The sequence below is a fragment of the Streptomyces sp. NPDC051310 genome (assembly GCF_044455245.1).
Taxonomy (GTDB): domain Bacteria; phylum Actinomycetota; class Actinomycetes; order Streptomycetales; family Streptomycetaceae; genus Streptomyces.
On the sequence record NZ_JBITEO010000011.1, the window covers coordinates 36,983 to 55,289 of the forward strand.

Below are 18,307 nucleotides of genomic sequence, written 5' to 3' on the forward strand. Positions count from 1 at the left end.
GCGGGCCGGGCAAAAACCCATCAGGACACGGCGGCTCGAAACCGTCTCTCAGGATGTGGAACAGGGATATGCATCCCGTGACCCATGGGTAATCCTGAGTTCAGGGGCTGGGCTGGTCATGCAGTCGACGGGCAGGGGGGCTACGCCTGATGAGCACGGAAGCACCTGATCGAGAAACGCTGCACCGCCTGTACGGCCACGCCCTGGCCCAGGGCGCGGGCGGCGTGGCACTCACCGAACTGGCCGCGGCGCTCGGGCTGCACCGGCCCCGGGCGGAGGCGGCCGTGAGCCGGCTGCTGGCGATGGGGCTGTTGCGCGGCGGGGCGGGCGACCGCGTCGTCGCGGTGTCCCCGGCGGAGGCGGCGGCGGACGTCATCGGCCCGATGGAGCGGGGCATCCGGCTGCAGCGCACCCGGATCGAGCAGACCCGCGAGCAACTGATGTCCTTCGTACCGGACTTCGAGGCGTGCTTGTCCGGCACGGGCGAGCAGCACAGCCCGTTCCAGGTGCTGGAGAACCTCGCCGATGTCCGCGCCGTCATCGCCGACCTCACCCAGCACTGCCGGGAGGAGATCCTCACCGCCCAGCCCGGCGGCCGGCGCGAGGAGAGCATCCTGGAGGAGGCGATGCCGCGCGACGAGGCGGCCCTGCACCGGGGCGTGCGGATGCAGATCCTCTACCAGCACACGGCGCGGTTCAGCCGCGGCACCACCGTGTACGTCGACCGGGTCACGCAGCTCGGCGCCCATGTGCGCACGCTGGACGACCACTTCACCCGGCTGCTGATCTTCGACCGGAAGGCGGCGCTGATCGCGGTGCCGGGCAGGCCGCACGCCGCGGCGCTGATCCGGGAGCCCCATGTGGTGGCCTTCGTGACCGAGACGTACGAACGGCTGTGGCTGGCCGCCGAACCGTTCGTGGGCAGCACGGACACCCGGGTGGAGATCGCGGACGACCTGCGGCAGAGCATCATCCGGCTGCTGACCGAGGGCATGACGGACGCGTCCATCGCCAACCGCCTGGGCATGTCGGTGCGGACCTGCCGCCGCTACGTCGCCGAGATCATGGCCGAGCTGGGCGCGCAGAGCCGCTTCCAGGCGGGGCACATGCTCGCCACCCAGGAAGCGGTCAGCGCCTGACCCGGCCGGTGCGGCGGGGCCGCCGCGCGCCTCCCTACTGCTCCAGGGGCTCGTGCGCGGTCTCCGGGAGGCGCAGGTAGACCAGCGCCGACACCAGGCAGAGCGCGGCCACGTACCAGGGGAAGACGCCGGCCGCGCCCACGGAGTCGAGGGCCGTCCCCACGTAGGGGGCGGTCCCTCCGAAGAGGGCCACCGTGAGCGAGTACGGGAAGCCGATCCCGGCGGCGCGAGCGCGGGCCGGGAACACCTCGGCGTTCACCGCCGCCGCGATCGAGGAGTAGCCGGTGAGCAGCAGCATGCCCGCGCACTGGACGAAGAGCAGCGACAGGAACGACCCCGGGGTGATCAGGCCGAGGAGCGGCACGCACAGCACGGCCGTCCCGGCCGCGAACCCGATCAGCAGCGGCCGCCGGCCGAGCCGGTCCGACAACAGGCCGCCGAGCGGCTGGATCAGGGCGAAGAAGACCAGCGAGACGGTGCCCACCAGCAGGGCCTGCCCCTTGTCGAAGCCGTGGTTCACCTGGGCGTACGTGGGCAGGTAGGCGGTCCACGTGTAGAAGGCGATGGTGCCGCCGATCGTGATGCCGCAGATCAGGAACGACTCGCGGGGGTGGTGGCGCAGCGCGTGGAACAGGCCCGGCCGCCGCTCCATCTGCCACCGGCCGCGCGGCTCCTCGGCGCCCCGCCGGATCCACAGGCCGGCCAGGCTGAGCACCGCGCCGAGGAGGAACGGCAGCCGCCAGCCCCAGTCGTGCATGTCCTGCTCGGAGAGGGTGAACACGATCAGGGTCGCCGTGCCGGAGGCGAGGACCTGTCCGATCGTGGCGGACACGTAGTGGAAGCTGGAGAACAGGCCGCGCCGGCCGTGCCCGGCGGACTCCACGAGGAACGTGGTGCTGGCGGTGAACTCCCCGCCGGCCGAGACCCCTTGGAGCAGCCGCGCGAGGACCAGGAGGACGGGGCCGAGCATCCCGGCCGTGGCGTAGGTCGGGGTCACCGCGATCAGCAGACAGCTCGCGCCCATCAGCAGGACCGTCGTGGTCAGCGCGGTCCGCCGGCCGTGCCGGTCGGCGACGGCGCCGAGGAGGAGCCCGCCCACGGGCCGGGCGAAGAAGCCGACGGCGAAGACCGCGAACGTCGCGAGGAGCGGAACGAGCGGATTCCCGGCATGCGCGGGAAAGATCTCGGCCGCGATGTAGACGGCGAGGAAGGTGTAGACGTGCCAGTCGTACCACTCGACCACGTTGCCGACGGCCCCTGCGACGAGTTGCCGGAACCCGCGGGCGGGGGGACGGGTCACGGGCTCGTCCGCCACTGGTGACCAGTACGTCATGTTCACTCATCCCTTAGGCGTGTCTGATCGGACTCGTCCATGACCGCACCGGGCGGCGGAGGGAGCGCGGCACCGGCCGGTGGTGTCCTCGTCGACTCCGCCGGCTCGGGCCGCCGGGGAGGCGGAGGTGTTCCGGGCGGTCGTGCCCCGGAAGGGCGGAGCGGTGGCGGCGGGCGCGGCCGCCGCGGCGGCCCGGTCAGCCCCAGCCGGTGTCGTCACCGGTGACGGCGTTCGCCGTGCCCGCGCCGGCCGTCGTGATACCGGTCGTGGCCTTCGCGGCGTTCCGGCCCCATCCGGTGTCGTCCTGGCCGGGACCGGCCGACACTCCGAGGGCCGCCACGGCCAGGGCGCATCCAGTAAGAAGGGTCTGACGCAGACGTCTCACGGCACGTTCCTTCACGTCGGTTTTCCTGATCTCTTTCGCCACGGTCGCCCCGGCCGGTTCTTTTCCCTACCGGCCGATTTCCTTCCGGTCCCGGCCGGTTCTTTTTCGTCCCCGGCCGGTTCTTTTTCGTCCCCGGCCGACTGCCTTTCGTCCCCGGCCGGTTCGGTGCTTTCGGTGCTGCCGAGCGGTGCGGCGTGCGCATCACCTTGCCACGCGGTGTGTCCGCGTGTGGGGCGCCCGGTGACTCACGAAGCTGCATGGCAGCAAGATGCGCAAGCGACACAGTGGAGTGAACCGGGCGAATCCGTCGTTTCCCTACACAAGGGGCGTGAGGAGCTTCGTCATGAAGGCGCTGTTGGGGTCTTCCTGATATTCGCCGAAGGGAGGGCAGCGGGAGAAACCGAATTTCTCGTAGAGGGCCCGCGCGGGCGCAAAGAATTCTTCCGTTCCGGTTTCCAGACTGATCCGGCGGAGCCCCGCCCGGGCGGAGTCGGACAGCATGCGGGCGAGGAGCGCGGCGGCCACACCCCTGCGCTGCGCCGCGGACGACGTACGCATCGACTTGATCTCGCCGTGGTGTGCGTCCAGGCGTCTGACGGCACCGCAGCCGAGGAGGACCCCGTGGTCCCGGGCGGTCCAGAACGTCACCTCGGGACGGCGCAGCGCGTCGAGATCGAGGGCGTGCACGCTCTCCGGCGGTGTGACGGCCCGGAGTTCGGCCAGGTGCTCCTCCAGGAGGGCGACGACGTCGGAGGCGGAGAGGTCGTCGATCGAGATGTCCATCGGTGGGGCGGTGTCCCTTCGCGCGGGGCGGGGAGGGCCCGGTGGCCCGTGTCGTGCGCCGATGCTGCCAGGCCGGGGCATTCCCCCTGAAGGCACCCGACTGCGCAGCAAGCTGTACGGCAGCTTGCTGCCCGCCCCGGAAACGAGCCCATGGCGGGCGCGCGGCGGGGTCACTCCCCCGGGACGCCGCGCCGGCGGGACGCCGGACCGTCGCGCCACCGCGCCGCCGGGACGCCGCGCCACCGGACACAGGCGCGGGTACGCGGCAGGTCACGGTTCGGACCGGATCGGCCGGAATCTCGCTTGCGCTTAAGCGACCGCTTAGCATGGTGGCCCTCCGGACGGCATGGAGGCGCCATGCAGCACAGTTCCGCCCCGCAGGAGCTCTTCCACCGCGCCTGCCGGCGCCTGCTGGAGCGGGGCACCGCGTTCACGGACACCGTCGTGGCGAGGATCCGCGCCGACGTGCCGTACTACGCCGACCCCGTGCTCGCTCCGCCCGACGTGCGCACGACCGTGGGCACCGGCGTCCGCCACGGGCTGGAGGCCGGCCTGGAGCCGGAGCGGATCGTGGACGTCGAGCGGTACACCAGGGAGCTGGGCGTCCGGCGGGCGGAGCAGGGGCGGCCCCTCGACGAGGTGCTGCACGCCTTCCGCGTGGCCGGTTCAAGCGTGTGGAGCGGAATCATCGGCGTGGTGGAGGGCGAAGGGATCGGCGACGTGCGCCAGCTCGTCCACGTCGCCGAACTCGTCTGGAAGAGCAACGACCGCGACGCCGTGCTGGTCGCCGACGCCTACCGGCAGGCCGCCGAGGGCGTCGCCAGCCGGCACACCGAACGGGTCCGGCTGATCCTCGCCGCGCTGCTGGAGACCCGCGACGACCCTGCGTTCGCGCGGGACGCGGCGGCGGTCCTCGACCTGCCGCTCGACGGGCGGTACGCGGTGGCCGCGGTGGCGGCGCCGCCGTACGGCGGGGAGTGGAGCACCCCGGACGTGCCCGGCGTCCGGATCCTGCGGCACACCTCCGCGGAGCGGGACGTGCTCGTCGCCCACCTCGGCGGCCTGCCCCTTGACGCGCTCGCCGCCGGTCTGCGGCCCGGCGCCGGGGTCCGCATCGGGATCAGCCCGGTCGTCCAGGGCCTGGACGGCCTCGCCCGGGCCCGCGACATGGCCGCGCTCGCCCTGCGCACCTGCCGGGCCGGCGGCGAGGTCGTCCGCCTCGACGCGCGGCTGCCCGACGGCCTGCTGGTCTCGCGGCCCGACCTGGCCGCCGAACTCGCCCACCAGGTACTGCGCCCGCTGTACGACCTGGAACCCGCCGACCGCGAGACGCTGCTGACCGCCCTCGGGGTGTGGATCGAGCACGGCGGCTCCGCCGCCCAGGCCGCCCGGCGCATGTTCTGCCACCGCAACACCGTGCTCAACCGGCTGCGCCGCGTCGAGCAGATCACCGGGCTGTCGCTGACCCGTCCGCGCGACCTGCTGCGCCTGACGCTCGCGCTCGACGCCCACCGGCTCCTCGGGCCGGCCGCCGCCCTGCTTGGGAGTCGGCACAGCGGGAGCCGCCCGGCGTTGTGACCGTGCACCGCCCTGGGCCGCACGCCTGGACGGGCGGGGCCGCGTCGGCTGCTCTGGTGTGCCGCCCGCACCCTCCGCCGCCAGGAGACGCCATGGCCGACCCGTACGCCCATGCCCATCCGCACCACCCCCCTGCCCGTCCCCCCGCCCACCTCTCCGCCGATCTCCCCGCTCCTCCCTCCGCCCGTCCGCCCGGCGGGCCGCGCCGGCCCGCGTCCGCGACCGCGCCCGCCCCGGGGCACCCGCACCGCACCGGCGCGTCCTTCGCCGTCGTCAACGGAGGCGTCTTCGCCGTCCACGTACTCCTCGCCTGCCTGGCCCCCGGCCTCATGGCCACCGGCCTGTGGGGCGGGACCACCGTCGGTGTGGCGGCGCTGCTCCTCCAGGTGTCCCTGCTGCTGTGGACGGCGGTGCGGTACGACCGATGAGCACCGGTACGCGTCCGCATGCGGACATCCTCCTCGCCGCGTCCGGCGTGCTCGACCGGGACGCCCGCGACCTGGTCCTCGTCGGCTTCCTGGCCTTCGTCGTCCCCCTCCTGTTCATCTGCGTGCTCAGCGGACCCGAGCGGGACCGCGTCGACGACTTCTACACGGCGGGCCGCGGGCTGCGGCCCCTGCGCGGGGCGCTCGTCCTCGCCGGCGTCTACCTCTCCGCGGCCACCGTCCTCGGCACCACGGGCAGCGTCGCGGTCTACGGCTACGACGGCCTGTTCATCGCCCTGTGCACCGTGCTGTCCCTCGGGGTGCTCCTGCTGCTGGCCGCGCCCCTGCGGCGACGCGCCGGCTACACCCTGGGCGACACGCTCGCGCTGCGCGCCCCCGGGCCGGCGGTGCGGATCGCGGTCGCCGTGGTGACCCTGAGCGCCTGCGTCCCGTACCTGGTCGTCCAGCTCTCCGGCGCGGGGACGACCACCGCGGCCCTGCTCGGACTGTCCGGCCCGGGCGTCGAACGGGCGGCCGTCGTGATGATCGGGGCCCTCGTCGTGTGCGCCACGGTCTTCGGCGGCATGCGGGGCACGATCGTCATCCAGGCGATCAAGACGGTGGTGCTGCTCTGCGCCGCCGCTGCGGTGGCGGGCGTGCTCCTGCACCGCTTCGGCTGGGACACCGACTCCCTGATCGGCGCCGCCGCGCAGGGCAGCGGCCGCCCCGACGCGTACCTGCGCCCGGGCCTGCGCTTCGCCGCCGGCACCGGACCCGAGAGCACGCTGGACTTCATCGGCCTGATGGTCACCATCGTGCTGGGCGTGGCGTGCCTGCCCCACGTGACCATGCAGCTCGGCGCGGCCCCCGACGCGGCGGCCGCCCGCCGTACCGTCCGCCACACCCTCGTCATCGTCGGGGCCTTCTGCCTCACCACGGCCCTGCTGGGCTTCGGGGCGGCCGCGCTGGTCGGCGCACCGGCCATCGTCCGGGCGGACCCCGGCGGCAACAGCGCCCTGCTGCTGCTCACGGCCGCACTCGCGGGCGGCCCGGCCACCGGCACGGGCGGCGCGCTGCTCGTCGCGCTGGTCTCCTCCGCCGTCTTCCTCACCACCCTCGCCGTGGTCGCGAGCGTCACCCTCGCCGCGGCCGCGGCCATCGCGCACGACCTGTACACGCAGGTACTGCGCCGGGGGCGCACCACCGAGGGCCGCGAGGTGGCCGCCGCCCGCTGGGCGTCCGCCGGGGCCGGCGTCCTGAGCATCGCCCTCGCGGTCGGGGTGCAGGGGTGGAACGTGCAGTTCCTGTCGGTCCTCTCCCTGGCGGTGGCGGCCTCCAGCCTGCTCCCGGCGCTGGTGTACTCCTTCTTCTGGCGCGGCCTCACCCGCTCCGGGCTGCTCTGGACCCTGTACGGCGGCCTGTTCTGCGCCGTCGGGCTCCAGCTCTCCGGCCCGGTGTTCTCCGGCTCGCCCGCGGCGCTCTTCCCCGACCGCCACGTCGACTGGTTCCCGCTCCAGACGGTCGTCCTCGTCTCGCTGCCCGCGGCGTTCCTGCTGGGCTGGGCGGGCAGCGTCCTCGGACGGCGTCGGGCCCCGGCGGCCGCGGAACACCACCGGGCGGGAGCACCGGGGCCGCGGTGAGGTCAGGCGCCGTGCGGGGGGCGGCGGCGGACGCGCGCGAGGACGAGCACCGTGTCGTCGTGCGGCGTGCCGGGCAGCAGACGGCCGAGGATGCGGTCCGCCGCCACCTCCAGCTCCTCGCCCGCCCGGCGCAGTTCGCCGCACACCGCTCGTACGCCGTCCTCGATGTCCCGGCCGCGCGCCTCGACGAGGCCGTCGGTGTACAGGGCGAGGACCGCGCCGTCGGGGAGGTCGACGCCGGTCGTCCCGAAGCGGTGGCCGCCCACCCCGAGCGGCACGCCCAGGACGTCACCGATCACGTCGACCGAGCCGTCCGGCCGGCGCACCACGGGCGGGGGGTGCCCGGCGTTGGCGATGCGGGCGCGTCCGGTGGCGGGGTCGTACAGGAGGTACAGGCAGGTCGCCAGCTCGATCCCCGCCTCCTGGGCGCAGAGGTCCAGTTCGGTGAGGAGCGCGGCGGGCTCCTGGTTGTGCCGGGCGAGCGCCTTGGCGGTGATGCGGAGCCGCCCCATGGCCGCTGCGGCCGGCACGCCGTGTCCCATGACGTCGCCGACGACCAGGGCGACCCGGCCGCCGGACAGCTCGATCACGTCGTACCAGTCGCCGCCGACTTCGGTGGCGTGGCTGCCGGGCACGTAGCGGTGGGCGAACTCCACGTACGGGCCGGACGCCAGCGCGCTCGGCAGCAGGGCGCGCTGGAGGGTGACCGCGATGTCCTGCACCCGGCTGTAGAGGCGCGCGTTGTCCAGGCAGAGCGCGGCGCGGGAGGCCAGCTCACCGGCCAGGTCGAGGTCCTGCTCGGTGAAGGGGAGCCGGGCCGCGGACCGGCCGAACATGATGAGCCCCTGCACCGTGCCGCGCGCGATCAGCGGGGCGATGAGGAGGCAGGTCAGACCGCTCTCCCTGAGCAGCTGGGCCCGCTGCCGGTGGATGACGGTCCGGGTCATGAACTCGTCGTTCACCGGAACGGAGATGGCCCTCCCCGCCGTGATCATGCGGTGGATCGCGGATCCGGGCGGGTACGTCACCTTCTCCAGCCCGCTCACCAGCTCGGTGGCGGGCGGCGGGAGGGTGGTCCCGGAAGCGATACGCCGGGTGTTCAGGGGCCGCCCGGGGTCGAACACCTCGGGCTCGTCCATCCACTCCACGGTCTCCACCACGGACGCGTCGCAGAACTCGGGCACCGCTGCACCGACCAGTTCCCGCGCGGTGGTGCCGACGTCGAGGGTGCTGCCGATGGACGCAGCCGCCCGGTACAGCAGGGCGAGCCGCCGGCGGTGGGCGCTCGCCTCCATGAGCGCCTCCTCGCGGTCGGTCACGTCGACGAGCAGCCCGCCCACCCCGGGGCGGCTGCCGACCGCCCCGCTGAGCGGGAAGAAGCTCACCGACCGCACCTGGTCGCGGTCGGGGTGCCCGGGGGTCCGCACTCCGACCAGCGCGCCCACGACCGGCCGTCCCTCCTCGGTGACGCGCCGCAGCACCCGCTCGTACTCGCCCCCGTCGGATGTGACCATGATGTCGCCGGTCCGGCGGCCGAGGTGTGCCTCGATGGACAGCCCGTCCATGTCGGCGAGGGCCTGGTTGAGATGCACGTACCGCAGCTCCTCGTCGAGCATGACGAGCCCGATGGGGCAGGTCTCGAAGAGCGAGTCGAGGAACGCCAGATTGGTCTTCACCCGGTCGAGCTCGTCGCTGCGGCTGGCCAGCGCCATGACGACCGAGGACCCGTCGGCGCCGGTCACCGGGAAGGCGCGGAACCCGCAGTCGAAGGGCGTGCCGTCCCGGTGGCGGGCCCGCAGGCGGCCGCGCCAGTACCCGAGCCGGCGGCCGCGCTCGGCCAGCGGCACGGGCGGGGCGGCGGCGCCCGCGTCACCAGGGGCGGCGCCGCCGGGCGGGTCCGCGAAGAGCACACCGGCCGGCCGGTCCAGCACCGCGGCGGAGTCGTGGCCGAACAGGTCCTGGGCACCGGGCCCCCAGAAGCAGACCCGGTCGTCCCCGCCGATGCCGAAGACCGCGACGCGTACGTGCTCCAGCAGGGTTCCGGGCTCCGACCAGAGCGGGCCGGGAGCCTTGTCGTCCCCCGACCGGTCCGGCGCCACCGGCGCCCCCTTCCGCAGGTTTCCCATCCGTGTCTCCATTGTGCGGACACCGGGCGGAATGTGGTCAGCCGTGGGCCGCCGGGGGCCTCAGGACCTCGATCACGCTCGCGAAGCTGTCGGACCCGTGGCCCGCGGCGGCCGCCCGCTCCATGGCGTCCTTCAGCAGCTCCGGCAGGGCGTTGTCCACGCCCCGGGCGGCCGCGGCGTGCAGGAGGTGGTCGATGGCCGCGATCTGCACGTCGACGGTGGCGTCGTCGCCCGGGTACCGCCCGGCGTCCACCTGCGGCGCGTACGTGGTCAGGAAGCCGGCCACCGCGGTCAGCCAGCGGACCGCCAGGGGGGTGAAGTCCGCGGCCGGCGTCTTCTCGGCACCGAGCAGCGCGGCGCCGTGCAGCCAGCCGGTCATGGTGGACCACATCAGGCCGAGCAGGGCGACGTCGTGCAGGGAGGCCAGACCGGGGTCGGACCCGAGGAGCAGCGGGTCGCCGAGCGCCTCCAGGGCCGGGCGGTGCTCCGCGAGGACGGTGGACGACCCGCTGTACAGGAACATCATGTCGGGGCTGCCGACGCCCGGCGGGGTGGTCATGATCGCGCCGTCGAGGTAGTCGGCGCCGTGCGCCGCGGCCCAGCCGGCGGTCTCACGGGCCTGCTCCGGGGAGCCGGTGGTGAGGTTGACCAGGGCCTTGCCGGCGAGGGAGCCGGCGATCGGGTCGAGGACCGCGTGCACCGCCGCCTCGTCGAGCACACAGACGATCACGAGCGGGCTGGCCGCGACCGCCTCGGCGGCCGACGCGGCCACCCGGGCACCCCGGTCGGCCAGCGGACGGGCCCGGTCCGCCGAGCGGTTCCAGACGGTCGTCGGGTGGCCGCGGTCCAGCAGCGCCGTCGCCAGCGCCGTGCCCATCGAGCCCAGCCCGAGGACGGTCACCGCCCGGCGCCCGGAACGATCGGAGGATTCGGTACGCATGTTCTTCAACTCCTGGGTGCGTCAAGCACATTGCGGTCGATCACGTACGCATCACGCTCGCAGCGCCCGCCGCGCGGGAACAGTGGCACCGGTGACGGCCCCCACCAAATTCCTGCCATAGGCTGCACGGCATGAGTACTGCCGCCGGGCCCGGATCCGTCGCCGTGGTGGTGACCGGGGAGATCGCGGTCCCGTCCTGGGACCTGTACGAACTGAGCATCCCCTGCACCGTGTTCGGCAAGCCGCAGCCCGACCTCGCCGATCCCTGGTACGAGCTGAGGCTGTGCGGCACCGCCGGGGAGGCCCCCGGCGACGCGGCCGGGCTGTCGCTGCGGACGCCCTACGGGCTCGACGACCTTGTCGGCGCCGACACGGTCGTCGTCCCCTCGGTCCCCGACGCCTGCGTCGAGGACGGCGCCCCGCTGCCGCGCGACCTGATCGCCGCCCTGCGCGCGGCCCACGACGCGGGCGCCCGCGTGGTCTCCCTGTGCACCGGCGCCTTCGCCCTCGCCGAGGCGGGGCTGCTCGACGGCCGCCGCGCCACGGCCCACTGGCTCCACACCGCCCAACTGGCCGCGCGCTACCCGAAGGTCGACGTGGACGACTCGGTGCTGTACGTGGACGACGGTGACGTGCTCACCAGCGCGGGGCTGACCGCGGGACTCGACCTGTGCCTGCACCTGGTGCGCCGCGACCTCGGCGCGCACATCGCCAACCAGCTCGCCCGCCGGATGGTGGTGCCCGCCCACCGGCCGGGCGGCCAGGCCCAGTTCATCGAGCTGCCCGTGCCCGCCGCCGACGACGACGCCCTGTCCCCGGCCCTGGAGTGGGCCCGCGCCCGCCTGGACCGGCCGCTCACCGTGGAGGACCTGGCGCGGCGGGCCGCGATGAGCCCGCGGACCTTCTACCGGCGCCTGCGGGCCGCCAGCGGGACGACCCCGCTGCAGTGGCTCCTCGACCAGCGGCTGGGCCTGGCGCGGAGCCTGCTGGAGGCGACGGACCTGCCGATCGAGAAGGTCGCGGAGCGCAGCGGCCTCGGCACCGCGAACAACCTGCGCCACCACTTCCTCAAGCAGGTCGGGGTGACGCCCGGGGACTACCGGCGCGCCTTCCCCCGCAAGGCACCCGCCTGACCGGTGCGACCCCGGTGCGAGGGCGGCGCGGGCCCCGACTTCACCATGGCGGCCTCCCCTCGGAGGGGCGCGGCTTGTAGTGTCACCGCATGACGAAGCCTGATGACCTGCTCGTGGACGTCGCGTCCATGGTCGAGTCCGAGCAGTCCAATCAGATGTCCCTGACCGTCGTGGTCAACGGAGCCGTGATCACAGGACGGCTCGCTCCCGAGGCCGTGTGGCGGGAGCGCGTCGCCGAGGTCCTGCGGGACTCCGACCGGCTGGGCGCGTTCTCCGGCGTGTTCGGCGGCACGGAAGCGGACACGCCCCCGCGGCGGGCGGTCCCCTCGCACCTGCACTTCCACGTGGCGCGGATCCTCCAGGGCACGCTCGGCATCCCCGAGACCGGCGGGATGTACCGCGTGGCCATCGAGGACGTCAGCGCGTGGACGGTGGGCGACTTCAGCTACACCGACAGCTGACCCGCGGGCGCTCACGCACCGCGGGGCGCCTCCGCGGGGGTGTCGCCGTGCGGGGCCGCGAGGATCCCCACGGCGTACCCGTCGTCGTCCACCACGACGGACGCCTGCTGCGTACGGCCGCGCATGGCGCGCTCGGCGACGGGCAGGGCCGTCAGGACCGAGGTGAAGGGCCCCCGGTCGTGGGCGACGTCCCGCAGGCTGGTGAGGTCCGTGTACCAGGTGCCGGCCGGGTGGTCGGTGAGCTGGGTCCGGGAGACGAGCCCGGTGCACCGCCCGTCGGCGTCGCACACCACGAGGTGCCCGGAGCGGGCGGCGGCGAGGACGGACAGGGCGAGGTCCAGGTTCATGTCGTCGCCGACCTGGGGGCCCGTCGGCCCCATGGCGTCGCGTACGAGGCCCGGGGAAGGCGTCATGCGGCCGCTCCGCCCGTGGCGGGGTGGTGGGGCGCCGGGAGGGACGGGCGAGCCGGGCGGCCCCCGCCCGCTCCGGCGTGCAGCCGGCCGGTCGGGTCACCGGCCGGCCCGTCGGGCTGCGCCGCCACGGCGGTGAGGACCGGGGCCCCCGCGGGCGTCCGCGCGCCCGTGATCCGGCTGAGCTCCGGCCCGTCGGGGCGCACCGCGGTGACCTGCGCGGTGACGCCCGCACGGGCCAACAGGGCGCCCACGGAACGGCGTTGGTGCGGCAGGACGAGGGTGACGACCCTGCCCCGGCCGCCGGCGCGGGCCGTACGGCCGCCCCGGTGCAGGTAGGCCTTGTGGTCGGCGGGCGGATCGACGTTGACGACGAGGTCGAGGTCGTCGACGTGAAGACCGCGGGCCGCCACGTCCGTCGCGACCAGGACGGGGACGCGCCCCTCCTTGAACTCGGCCAGGGTACGGGTGCGTTGCGCCTGGGTCCTGCCGCTGTGCAGGGCGCGGGCGTGGATGCCGCTGTCGAGCAGGTGCCGGGTGAGGCGGTCCACCGCGTCCCGGGTGTCCAGGAACATGATCACGCGGCCGTCGCGGGCCGCGATCCGTGTGGTCGCGCCGGTCTTCCCGGTGTCGCTGACGTGGAGGAGGTGGTGCTCCATCGTGGTCACCGCGCCGGTCGGGGCGTCGACCGCGTGCACGACCGGATCGTTCAGGTACCGCCGGACCAGGATGTCGGCGGCGCCGTCGAGCGTGGCGGAGAAGAGCAGCTTCTGGCCGGTGGCCGGCACCCGGTCCAGCAGTCCGGTGATCTGGGGCAGGAAGCCCAGGTCGGTCATCCGGTCGACCTCGTCCAGGACGGTGACGACGACGGCGTCGAGGCAACAGTCCCCGCGCTCGACGAGGTCACCGAGCCGGCCCGGCGTGGCCACCAGGATGTCGGCGCCGTCGCGCAGCGCGGCGGCCTGGCGCCGGAGGGACAGCCCGCCGACCACGGTGAGGGGCCGGAGCCGCAGGGCGCGGGCGTACGGGGCGAGCGCGTCCCCGACCTGCTGGGCGAGTTCACGGGTGGGCACGAGCACCACCGCCAGGGGACGCCGGGGTTCGGCGACCCGGCCCGCGAGGCGGGCGACCACGCCGAGCCCGAACGCCAGGGTCTTGCCGGACCCGGTACGGCCGCGGCCCAGGACGTCCCGGCCCGCCAGCGTGTTCGGCAGGGTCGCCGCCTGGATGGGGAACGGCACGGTCACGCCCTCGGCCGCGAGCGCGGCCAGGAGCGGGGCGGGGAGGTCCAGGTCGGAGAATGCGGCGACCGGGGGGAGCGACGGGGTGCCGGGGCCGTGCGCTGCCGGCCCGCGGGGGACGGCGGGTCCGGGCGGGCCGGAACGGGACACAGGGTTCACGAGATGCCTTCCTCGAAATGGACGTGATGAACACATCGAGGAATCGTCGGCCCTCGACACTGCCGGATACAGCGGAATTGCGGCGCCGAGCGGAAGGGCCGGACGCGCGGGGCCGGGGCCGGAACCGGGCGGCCGGTCCGTGAGAGGCCGGGCAGCGGGACAGCCGCCTCGAAGAAAAACGGCGCCGGGGCCCGCACCCCTAGGTGCGGGCCCCGGCGCCGTCAGAGCGGTGCGCGTCAGGCGGGAACGATGTTCTCGGCCTGCGGGCCCTTCTGGCCCTGCGTCACGTCGAAGGAGACCTTCTGGCCCTCCTGCAGCTCGCGGAACCCGGAGGTCGCGATGTTCGAGTAGTGGGCGAACACGTCCGCGCCGCCACCCTCCTGCTCGATGAAGCCGAAGCCCTTTTCAGCGTTGAACCACTTCACGGTGCCAGTAGCCATGTCTCTGCTCCTTGCGGGTTTTCCGAGCCCGCACTGTGCGGGTCTCGCGCGTCGCCGCGATGATTGACCCGTCCGGAATACCGGCAAAACAAAAGTGCTCCGCCACGGACGACCGGGCGGGGCACTTGAAGTCTGGGAACCACAACTGCAACTGATATCGACAGTAGCACGCAGCGCGGGGAACGGCAGGGAAATACGCCGACCAATTATCGGGACGAGAAATCCTGGGGGCGCGCGCCTTCGAATTCTTCCGTCGCGACAGGAGAAATCCGCATCGACTCCACCGCAGGTTTGCCATCCGGGTCCCCCGGCCGGCGGCACGCGTCCCGGCGAAGCCCCGGGCGCGGCGGCGGGGGAGCACCATGACGAATCTGCAACGGCCGCAATAGACTTTCCGCACGCCCGCCGGTCACGGTCCGCGGGCGCAGCGCGAGGCGACCGCCCCGGTACGCCCGCTGCCGAAGGGACGAAAGGTCCGCATGGCGTCCGAAACCCGGTCCACCCCCGCCGCCGACAACCTCGACGACGACCACTACCCGGCGTACACGATGGGGCGCGCCGCGGAGATGATCGGCACGTCCCCCGCGTTCCTGCGCGCCCTCGGCGAGGCCGGGCTCATCGCGCCGCTGCGGTCCGGAGGCGGTCACCGCAGGTACTCCCGGCATCAGCTGCGCATCGCGTCGCGCGCCCGCGAGCTGGTCGACCAGGGCACCCCGGTGGAGGCGGCCTGCCGCATCATCACCCTGGAGGACCGGCTCGGCGTGGCCCTGCAGGACAACGAGGATCTGCGCCGCGGGGAAGGCTCCCGCGTCGGCGGCCCGGCCCGCGGCGAGGGCGTCTGACGGGCCGCCGGGGTGCACACTGGCCACGGGGACCGGCCGGTCCCCGTGGCGTTCGGAGGAGGTGACGCTGTGCAGGCCGAGGAGGACATGCCCACGGCCGGACACGCGGAGGTCCGGGTCGTGGCGGCGACACCGGAGGTCGCCCGCAGGGTCGCCGACGTCCTGCGGCACTGCTTCGCCGCGACGGAACAGCGCAGCTATCCCGCCGGCCCCGGCGGCGGCACCCGCCTCCACTTGACGGTGGACACCACCCAGCCGGCGGAGCCGGCCCGCTCCTGGCTGGCGACCAGCGAGTCCTCGTTCGACGACCCCCGGCGGGCGGACGAGGTCTGACACCGCCCGGCGCCACCGCCGGAGGGCAGCCGCCCGGCCGCGGAGCCCCGTGTGGCACCCCCCGGCGCACCGGGGCACGCTGGACTCGAAGAGTCCACCGGACACCGGACCCGCTCAGAGGGCAGCGCGCATGATTCGGTCAGCAGACATCCGTGAGTGGCGCAACCACGACGTGGTCGACACCAAGGGCCACAAGATCGGCGTGCTGGAGGCGGTCTACGTGGACACCAGGACCGACGAGCCCGCCATGGCCACGGTGCGCACCGGGCTGCCGACCCGGCAGCGCCTGGTGTTCGTCCCCCTCGACGAGGCGACGGTCGGGCCGGACTACCTCAAGGTCCCGTACGACAAGGGCCGCGTCCGCAAGGCCCCGTCCATGGGCCCGGACGACGTCCTCCCGGCCGACGGCGAAGAGGCGGTCTTCCAGCACTACGGCCTGCCCTACCGGCCCGGTGCCCAGGGCGAGCGGCAGCTCGCACGCCGCTGACCGGCCGTTCCCCCGCTGCCCCGCTGGAGGTCCCCGCCATGGCGCTGTTCCTGCTCCTGGTCCTCGTGGCCATCATCCTCGGACTGATCGGCGTGGTCGCCGAAGGTCTGCTGTTCCTGCTGGTCATCGGCATCATCGTGCTGGTCGTCGACATCGTGGTCTTCGCCGTGCGCTGGTCCCGGCGCTCCCGCCCCCTGAGGTAGCCACGGCTCCCCGCGTAGGGTCGCCGGGTGAACCTGCGACGGAGCAAGAAGCTCACCCGGCGGCTGGTGGCCGCCGCGGCCTTCGGCGAACTGCCGCGCGTACGGGCGCTGCTGCGCGCCGGGGCCGATCCCGGCCGGGCGGACGCGGACGGGACCACTCCCCTCTACGCCGCCGCGGTGCAGGGAGAGGCGAACGTCGCCCGTGTGCTGCTCGCCGCGGGAGCCCCGCCCGACGCCGAGAGCGGGTACGGCTCCGAGGGCACACCCCTGTGCGCCGCCGCGTGCTGGGGCCACACCGAGACCGTGCGGGCGCTCCTGGAGCACGGCGCCCGCCCGGAGCTGCGGGAGGACCACGGCACCGGACGCACCGCACTGGAGTGGGCGGCCGCCGGACCGTACCCGGACGTCGTGGCGCTGCTCACCGCGGCCGGAGCGCCGTCCCCGCCGTGGTGAGCGGCTCCACGGGACTCACCCTCCCGGCCGCGATGCGCCACACGGCTGAACCGGCCGGGCACGCCTCGCCGGTGGCGGGCCGGCGGGTCCGCGCCGCGTAGCTTCGGGACGATGAGCGCGCCCCACCGCCACCGCTTCCACCTGGACCAGGACGGCCACTCCGTCACCGTGCTCCTCGGGCGCACGGCGCACGACGTGGAGGTACTGGTCGACGGCAAGGTCGTCGCCGCCCGGCACACCCACGGCCGGGGCGTCACGGAGCTGGCGGCGGAGCTGCCGGGGGACCCGCCGGAGCCGGTCACGCTGCTCGTGGAGGACGTGGACGAGGTCCCGCTGTGCGTGCTGGTGCGCGGCGGAGCCCGCTACCTGATGCCGCTGGTGCCCCTCGGGACCGGGGGACGGCCGCCCGCCGCGTCCGCCGTGCGTCCGCTGGGCGGGATCCGCCGCCGGCTGCGCCGGCTGCTGCGCGGTCTGCCGCGCCTGGTGCGGCGGCTGCGGCGCGGGCCGGGCGGCACGGGCGGCGGCTCCGGGCGGCGCTGAGCGGTATCGCCCCGGGCCGGTCCCGGCGGCCCGCCGCGTCAGGCGGCGGCGTCCTCCTCGACGACCGGCACCACCAGGACCGGGCACTGCGCCTCGTGCAGGACCTCGGCGCTGACCGAGCCGAGGAACAGCCGGCGCAGCCCGGTGCGGCCGCGGGAGCCGACGACGAGCAGCGAGGCGTCGAGCGCGGCCTCGACCAGCAGCGTGGCGGGCCGGGTGTGCTCGATGCGCACCTCCACCGGCACGTCGGGGTACCGGTCGCGGCGCAGACCGGTCTGCTGCTTCAGGTACTCGCGGGCCCCGTCCTCCATGAGCGTGAAGTCGGGCGGCACCATGCCGACCGGACCGGACGGCAGCATGCCGGGGTGGAAGGCGCCGTGGACGACCTCCAGCGCGGCCCCGCGCAACTGCGCCTCGCGGTAGGCCACGTCCAGCGCGGCGAGCGACGCCTCGTCCGCGGCGACGCCGACGACGACGCGGTTGTCGCGCGGTTCCTCGCTCTCCCCCGGGCGTACGACGATCACCGGGCACGCGGCGTGCGTGGCGACCTGCCAGCTGACCGACCCCAGGGGCAGCCGCGGGAAGCCGCCGCTGCCGCGGTGGCCGATCACCACGGTCGCGGCGTCCGCGGAGCGCTCCACCAGTGCGGCCGCCGGGCTGCCGACGGGCAGTTCACCGGACACGATGACCTCGGGGTATTCGGACCGCACGATCTCCTCGTACCGCTGCACGAGCAGCGCCGCTTCCTTGACCGCGGCGTCGCCCCGCTCCTCCTCCCCCGGGGACTCCCGCAGGACGTGGGCGATGTGCAGGGGATTGCCGTGCAGCAGTGCCTGCCGCGCGGCGAACCGTACGAGCTCCTCCTGTCCGGGCCCGTCCTCGACGCCGACGACGATCGGCCGGTCGTGGTGAGGTACGGCGTTGCTCATCACTGGCTGCTCCGTTTCTCGCCCGTTCTCGATCGGGGCGCTGCGACGACTCGTTCACGGTGCGTCATACGCGTACCCGGCCGGACGGCGTCCAGCCCTGTGCGGAGCGGGGTGGACGCCGGCGGAACGGTCACCCTCGGTTACCCATCGGTAGGCCACCCGGTCGATCGGTGTTCGCTCAGGTGTTGCTCAGATCCGGATAACGATCGCGTCAAACCGATCACCCCACTTGCCCGTCCGTGACCGTTTTGCACGGCTCTTCCCGTGGCGTGGGTCACGTACGAACGTCTGGATCATCGTGACGGCTGTGATAAATCTGCACGACTC

The 18,307-nt window shown here is 74.2% G+C and carries 21 protein-coding genes; 12 read left to right on the forward strand and 9 right to left on the reverse strand.

The genetic code is table 11. The annotated features are described in order from the left end of the window. The first annotated feature begins 149 nt into the window (after nucleotides 1-149). Entirely contained in the window at nucleotides 150-1,139 is a 990-nt protein-coding gene (locus tag ACIA79_RS17800; RefSeq protein WP_399429221.1) for a LuxR C-terminal-related transcriptional regulator, read from the forward strand. A 34-nt stretch (nucleotides 1,140-1,173) separates the two neighbouring features. Here the strand turns inward: ACIA79_RS17800 and ACIA79_RS17805 are convergent, their stop codons facing one another. The 3 genes from ACIA79_RS17805 to ACIA79_RS17815 all read right to left on the reverse strand — a co-directional run bounded on the left by ACIA79_RS17805 (nucleotide 1,174) and on the right by ACIA79_RS17815 (nucleotide 3,640). Further along, nucleotides 1,174-2,472: an MFS transporter gene (locus tag ACIA79_RS17805; RefSeq protein WP_399429222.1), complete on the reverse strand. Its 1,299-nt coding sequence runs from the start codon at nucleotides 2,470-2,472 to the stop codon at nucleotides 1,174-1,176. 196 nt (nucleotides 2,473-2,668) lie between these two features. Then, complete coding sequence (locus tag ACIA79_RS17810; RefSeq protein ID WP_399429223.1) at nucleotides 2,669-2,857, reverse strand: hypothetical protein; 189 nt, start codon at nucleotides 2,855-2,857, stop codon at nucleotides 2,669-2,671. A 315-nt stretch (nucleotides 2,858-3,172) separates the two neighbouring features. Then, complete coding sequence (locus tag ACIA79_RS17815; RefSeq protein WP_399429224.1) at nucleotides 3,173-3,640, reverse strand: GNAT family N-acetyltransferase; 468 nt, start codon at nucleotides 3,638-3,640, stop codon at nucleotides 3,173-3,175. A 357-nt stretch (nucleotides 3,641-3,997) separates the two neighbouring features. Here ACIA79_RS17815 and ACIA79_RS17820 point away from each other — a divergent pair, with 357 nt between their 5' ends. The 3 genes from ACIA79_RS17820 (at nucleotide 3,998) to ACIA79_RS17830 (ending at nucleotide 7,283) form a co-directional block, all read left to right on the forward strand. Then, entirely contained in the window at nucleotides 3,998-5,218 is a 1,221-nt protein-coding gene (locus tag ACIA79_RS17820) for a PucR family transcriptional regulator (RefSeq protein WP_399429226.1), read from the forward strand. A 92-nt stretch (nucleotides 5,219-5,310) separates the two neighbouring features. Beyond that, nucleotides 5,311-5,646 carry a hypothetical protein gene (locus ACIA79_RS17825; protein WP_399429227.1) on the forward strand — a complete coding sequence of 112 codons (336 nt, stop codon included), beginning with the start codon at nucleotides 5,311-5,313 and terminating at the stop codon, nucleotides 5,644-5,646. Beyond that, nucleotides 5,643-7,283, forward strand: a complete 1,641-nt coding sequence (locus tag ACIA79_RS17830) for a cation acetate symporter (protein WP_399429228.1) — start codon at nucleotides 5,643-5,645, stop codon at nucleotides 7,281-7,283. Before ACIA79_RS17825 ends, ACIA79_RS17830 begins: the two co-directional genes overlap by 4 nt. 2 nt (nucleotides 7,284-7,285) lie before the next feature. On the opposite strand, the gene ACIA79_RS17835 is transcribed toward ACIA79_RS17830, so the two are convergent. Further along, nucleotides 7,286-9,409, reverse strand: a complete 2,124-nt coding sequence (locus ACIA79_RS17835; RefSeq protein ID WP_399429229.1) for a SpoIIE family protein phosphatase — start codon at nucleotides 9,407-9,409, stop codon at nucleotides 7,286-7,288. Nucleotides 9,410-9,446: 37 nt separating this feature from the next. Then, the gene (locus tag ACIA79_RS17840; protein WP_399429230.1) at nucleotides 9,447-10,349 is read right to left on the reverse strand and encodes an NAD(P)-dependent oxidoreductase; all 903 of its coding nucleotides are present in this window, start codon (nucleotides 10,347-10,349) and stop codon (nucleotides 9,447-9,449) included. A 131-nt stretch (nucleotides 10,350-10,480) separates the two neighbouring features. Between ACIA79_RS17840 and ACIA79_RS17845 the strand changes: the two genes are divergently transcribed. Then, nucleotides 10,481-11,482: a GlxA family transcriptional regulator gene (locus tag ACIA79_RS17845; RefSeq protein WP_399429231.1), complete on the forward strand. Its 1,002-nt coding sequence runs from the start codon at nucleotides 10,481-10,483 to the stop codon at nucleotides 11,480-11,482. Between the two features lie 89 nt (nucleotides 11,483-11,571). Beyond that, on the forward strand, nucleotides 11,572-11,943 hold the full coding sequence (locus ACIA79_RS17850; RefSeq protein ID WP_399429232.1) for a hypothetical protein: 372 nt from the start codon (nucleotides 11,572-11,574) through the stop codon (nucleotides 11,941-11,943). 11 nt (nucleotides 11,944-11,954) lie between these two features. Here the strand turns inward: ACIA79_RS17850 and ACIA79_RS17855 are convergent, their stop codons facing one another. From ACIA79_RS17855 to ACIA79_RS17865, 3 genes are all read right to left on the reverse strand, one after another. After that, nucleotides 11,955-12,356 carry a CBS domain-containing protein gene (locus tag ACIA79_RS17855; protein ID WP_399429233.1) on the reverse strand — a complete coding sequence of 134 codons (402 nt, stop codon included), beginning with the start codon at nucleotides 12,354-12,356 and terminating at the stop codon, nucleotides 11,955-11,957. Then, on the reverse strand, nucleotides 12,353-13,789 hold the full coding sequence (locus tag ACIA79_RS17860) for a DEAD/DEAH box helicase (RefSeq protein WP_399429234.1): 1,437 nt from the start codon (nucleotides 13,787-13,789) through the stop codon (nucleotides 12,353-12,355). Before ACIA79_RS17860 ends, ACIA79_RS17855 begins: the two co-directional genes overlap by 4 nt. A 200-nt stretch (nucleotides 13,790-13,989) precedes the next feature. Next, the gene (locus tag ACIA79_RS17865; RefSeq protein ID WP_031072229.1) at nucleotides 13,990-14,193 is read right to left on the reverse strand and encodes a cold-shock protein; all 204 of its coding nucleotides are present in this window, start codon (nucleotides 14,191-14,193) and stop codon (nucleotides 13,990-13,992) included. 479 nt (nucleotides 14,194-14,672) lie between these two features. On the opposite strand from ACIA79_RS17865, the gene ACIA79_RS17870 reads away from it, so the two are divergent. From ACIA79_RS17870 to ACIA79_RS17895, 6 genes are all read left to right on the forward strand, one after another. Further along, entirely contained in the window at nucleotides 14,673-15,035 is a 363-nt protein-coding gene (locus ACIA79_RS17870; protein ID WP_399429235.1) for a helix-turn-helix domain-containing protein, read from the forward strand. Nucleotides 15,036-15,122: 87 nt separating this feature from the next. Next, complete coding sequence (locus tag ACIA79_RS17875; RefSeq protein ID WP_399429419.1) at nucleotides 15,123-15,368, forward strand: hypothetical protein; 246 nt, start codon at nucleotides 15,123-15,125, stop codon at nucleotides 15,366-15,368. Between the two features lie 130 nt (nucleotides 15,369-15,498). Further along, entirely contained in the window at nucleotides 15,499-15,855 is a 357-nt protein-coding gene (locus tag ACIA79_RS17880) for a PRC-barrel domain-containing protein (protein ID WP_399429236.1), read from the forward strand. Nucleotides 15,856-15,893: 38 nt separating this feature from the next. Next, nucleotides 15,894-16,058 carry a hypothetical protein gene (locus ACIA79_RS17885; protein ID WP_399429237.1) on the forward strand — a complete coding sequence of 55 codons (165 nt, stop codon included), beginning with the start codon at nucleotides 15,894-15,896 and terminating at the stop codon, nucleotides 16,056-16,058. Nucleotides 16,059-16,085: 27 nt separating this feature from the next. Beyond that, complete coding sequence (locus ACIA79_RS17890) at nucleotides 16,086-16,511, forward strand: ankyrin repeat domain-containing protein (protein ID WP_399429238.1); 426 nt, start codon at nucleotides 16,086-16,088, stop codon at nucleotides 16,509-16,511. 111 nt (nucleotides 16,512-16,622) lie between these two features. Further along, nucleotides 16,623-17,051 (forward strand): hypothetical protein, encoded by a 429-nt coding sequence (locus ACIA79_RS17895; protein ID WP_399429239.1) that lies wholly within the window; start codon nucleotides 16,623-16,625, stop codon nucleotides 17,049-17,051. 38 nt (nucleotides 17,052-17,089) lie between these two features. Here ACIA79_RS17895 and ACIA79_RS17900 read toward each other — a convergent pair whose 3' ends face one another. After that, the gene (locus ACIA79_RS17900; protein ID WP_399429240.1) at nucleotides 17,090-17,980 is read right to left on the reverse strand and encodes a universal stress protein; all 891 of its coding nucleotides are present in this window, start codon (nucleotides 17,978-17,980) and stop codon (nucleotides 17,090-17,092) included. Nucleotides 17,981-18,307: the final 327 nt, after the last annotated feature.

Coding starts and splice junctions, on each gene's coding strand:
- ACIA79_RS17835 (WP_399429229.1), bottom strand. CDS start 9,409: ATGGGAAACCTGCGGAAGGGGGCGCCGGTGGCGCCGGACCGGTCGGGG.
- ACIA79_RS17855 (WP_399429233.1), bottom strand. CDS start 12,356: ATGACGCCTTCCCCGGGCCTCGTACGCGACGCCATGGGGCCGACGGGC.
- ACIA79_RS17800 (WP_399429221.1), top strand. CDS start 150: ATGAGCACGGAAGCACCTGATCGAGAAACGCTGCACCGCCTGTACGGC.
- ACIA79_RS17900 (WP_399429240.1), bottom strand. CDS start 17,980: ATGAGCAACGCCGTACCTCACCACGACCGGCCGATCGTCGTCGGCGTC.
- ACIA79_RS17860 (WP_399429234.1), bottom strand. CDS start 13,789: ATGTGTTCATCACGTCCATTTCGAGGAAGGCATCTCGTGAACCCTGTG.
- ACIA79_RS17885 (WP_399429237.1), top strand. CDS start 15,894: ATGGCGCTGTTCCTGCTCCTGGTCCTCGTGGCCATCATCCTCGGACTG.
- ACIA79_RS17895 (WP_399429239.1), top strand. CDS start 16,623: ATGAGCGCGCCCCACCGCCACCGCTTCCACCTGGACCAGGACGGCCAC.
- ACIA79_RS17875 (WP_399429419.1), top strand. CDS start 15,123: ATGCCCACGGCCGGACACGCGGAGGTCCGGGTCGTGGCGGCGACACCG.
- ACIA79_RS17820 (WP_399429226.1), top strand. CDS start 3,998: ATGCAGCACAGTTCCGCCCCGCAGGAGCTCTTCCACCGCGCCTGCCGG.
- ACIA79_RS17830 (WP_399429228.1), top strand. CDS start 5,643: ATGAGCACCGGTACGCGTCCGCATGCGGACATCCTCCTCGCCGCGTCC.
- ACIA79_RS17880 (WP_399429236.1), top strand. CDS start 15,499: ATGATTCGGTCAGCAGACATCCGTGAGTGGCGCAACCACGACGTGGTC.
- ACIA79_RS17845 (WP_399429231.1), top strand. CDS start 10,481: ATGAGTACTGCCGCCGGGCCCGGATCCGTCGCCGTGGTGGTGACCGGG.
- ACIA79_RS17870 (WP_399429235.1), top strand. CDS start 14,673: ATGGCGTCCGAAACCCGGTCCACCCCCGCCGCCGACAACCTCGACGAC.
- ACIA79_RS17865 (WP_031072229.1), bottom strand. CDS start 14,193: ATGGCTACTGGCACCGTGAAGTGGTTCAACGCTGAAAAGGGCTTCGGC.
- ACIA79_RS17815 (WP_399429224.1), bottom strand. CDS start 3,640: ATGGACATCTCGATCGACGACCTCTCCGCCTCCGACGTCGTCGCCCTC.
- ACIA79_RS17825 (WP_399429227.1), top strand. CDS start 5,311: ATGGCCGACCCGTACGCCCATGCCCATCCGCACCACCCCCCTGCCCGT.
- ACIA79_RS17850 (WP_399429232.1), top strand. CDS start 11,572: ATGACGAAGCCTGATGACCTGCTCGTGGACGTCGCGTCCATGGTCGAG.
- ACIA79_RS17840 (WP_399429230.1), bottom strand. CDS start 10,349: ATGCGTACCGAATCCTCCGATCGTTCCGGGCGCCGGGCGGTGACCGTC.
- ACIA79_RS17805 (WP_399429222.1), bottom strand. CDS start 2,472: ATGACGTACTGGTCACCAGTGGCGGACGAGCCCGTGACCCGTCCCCCC.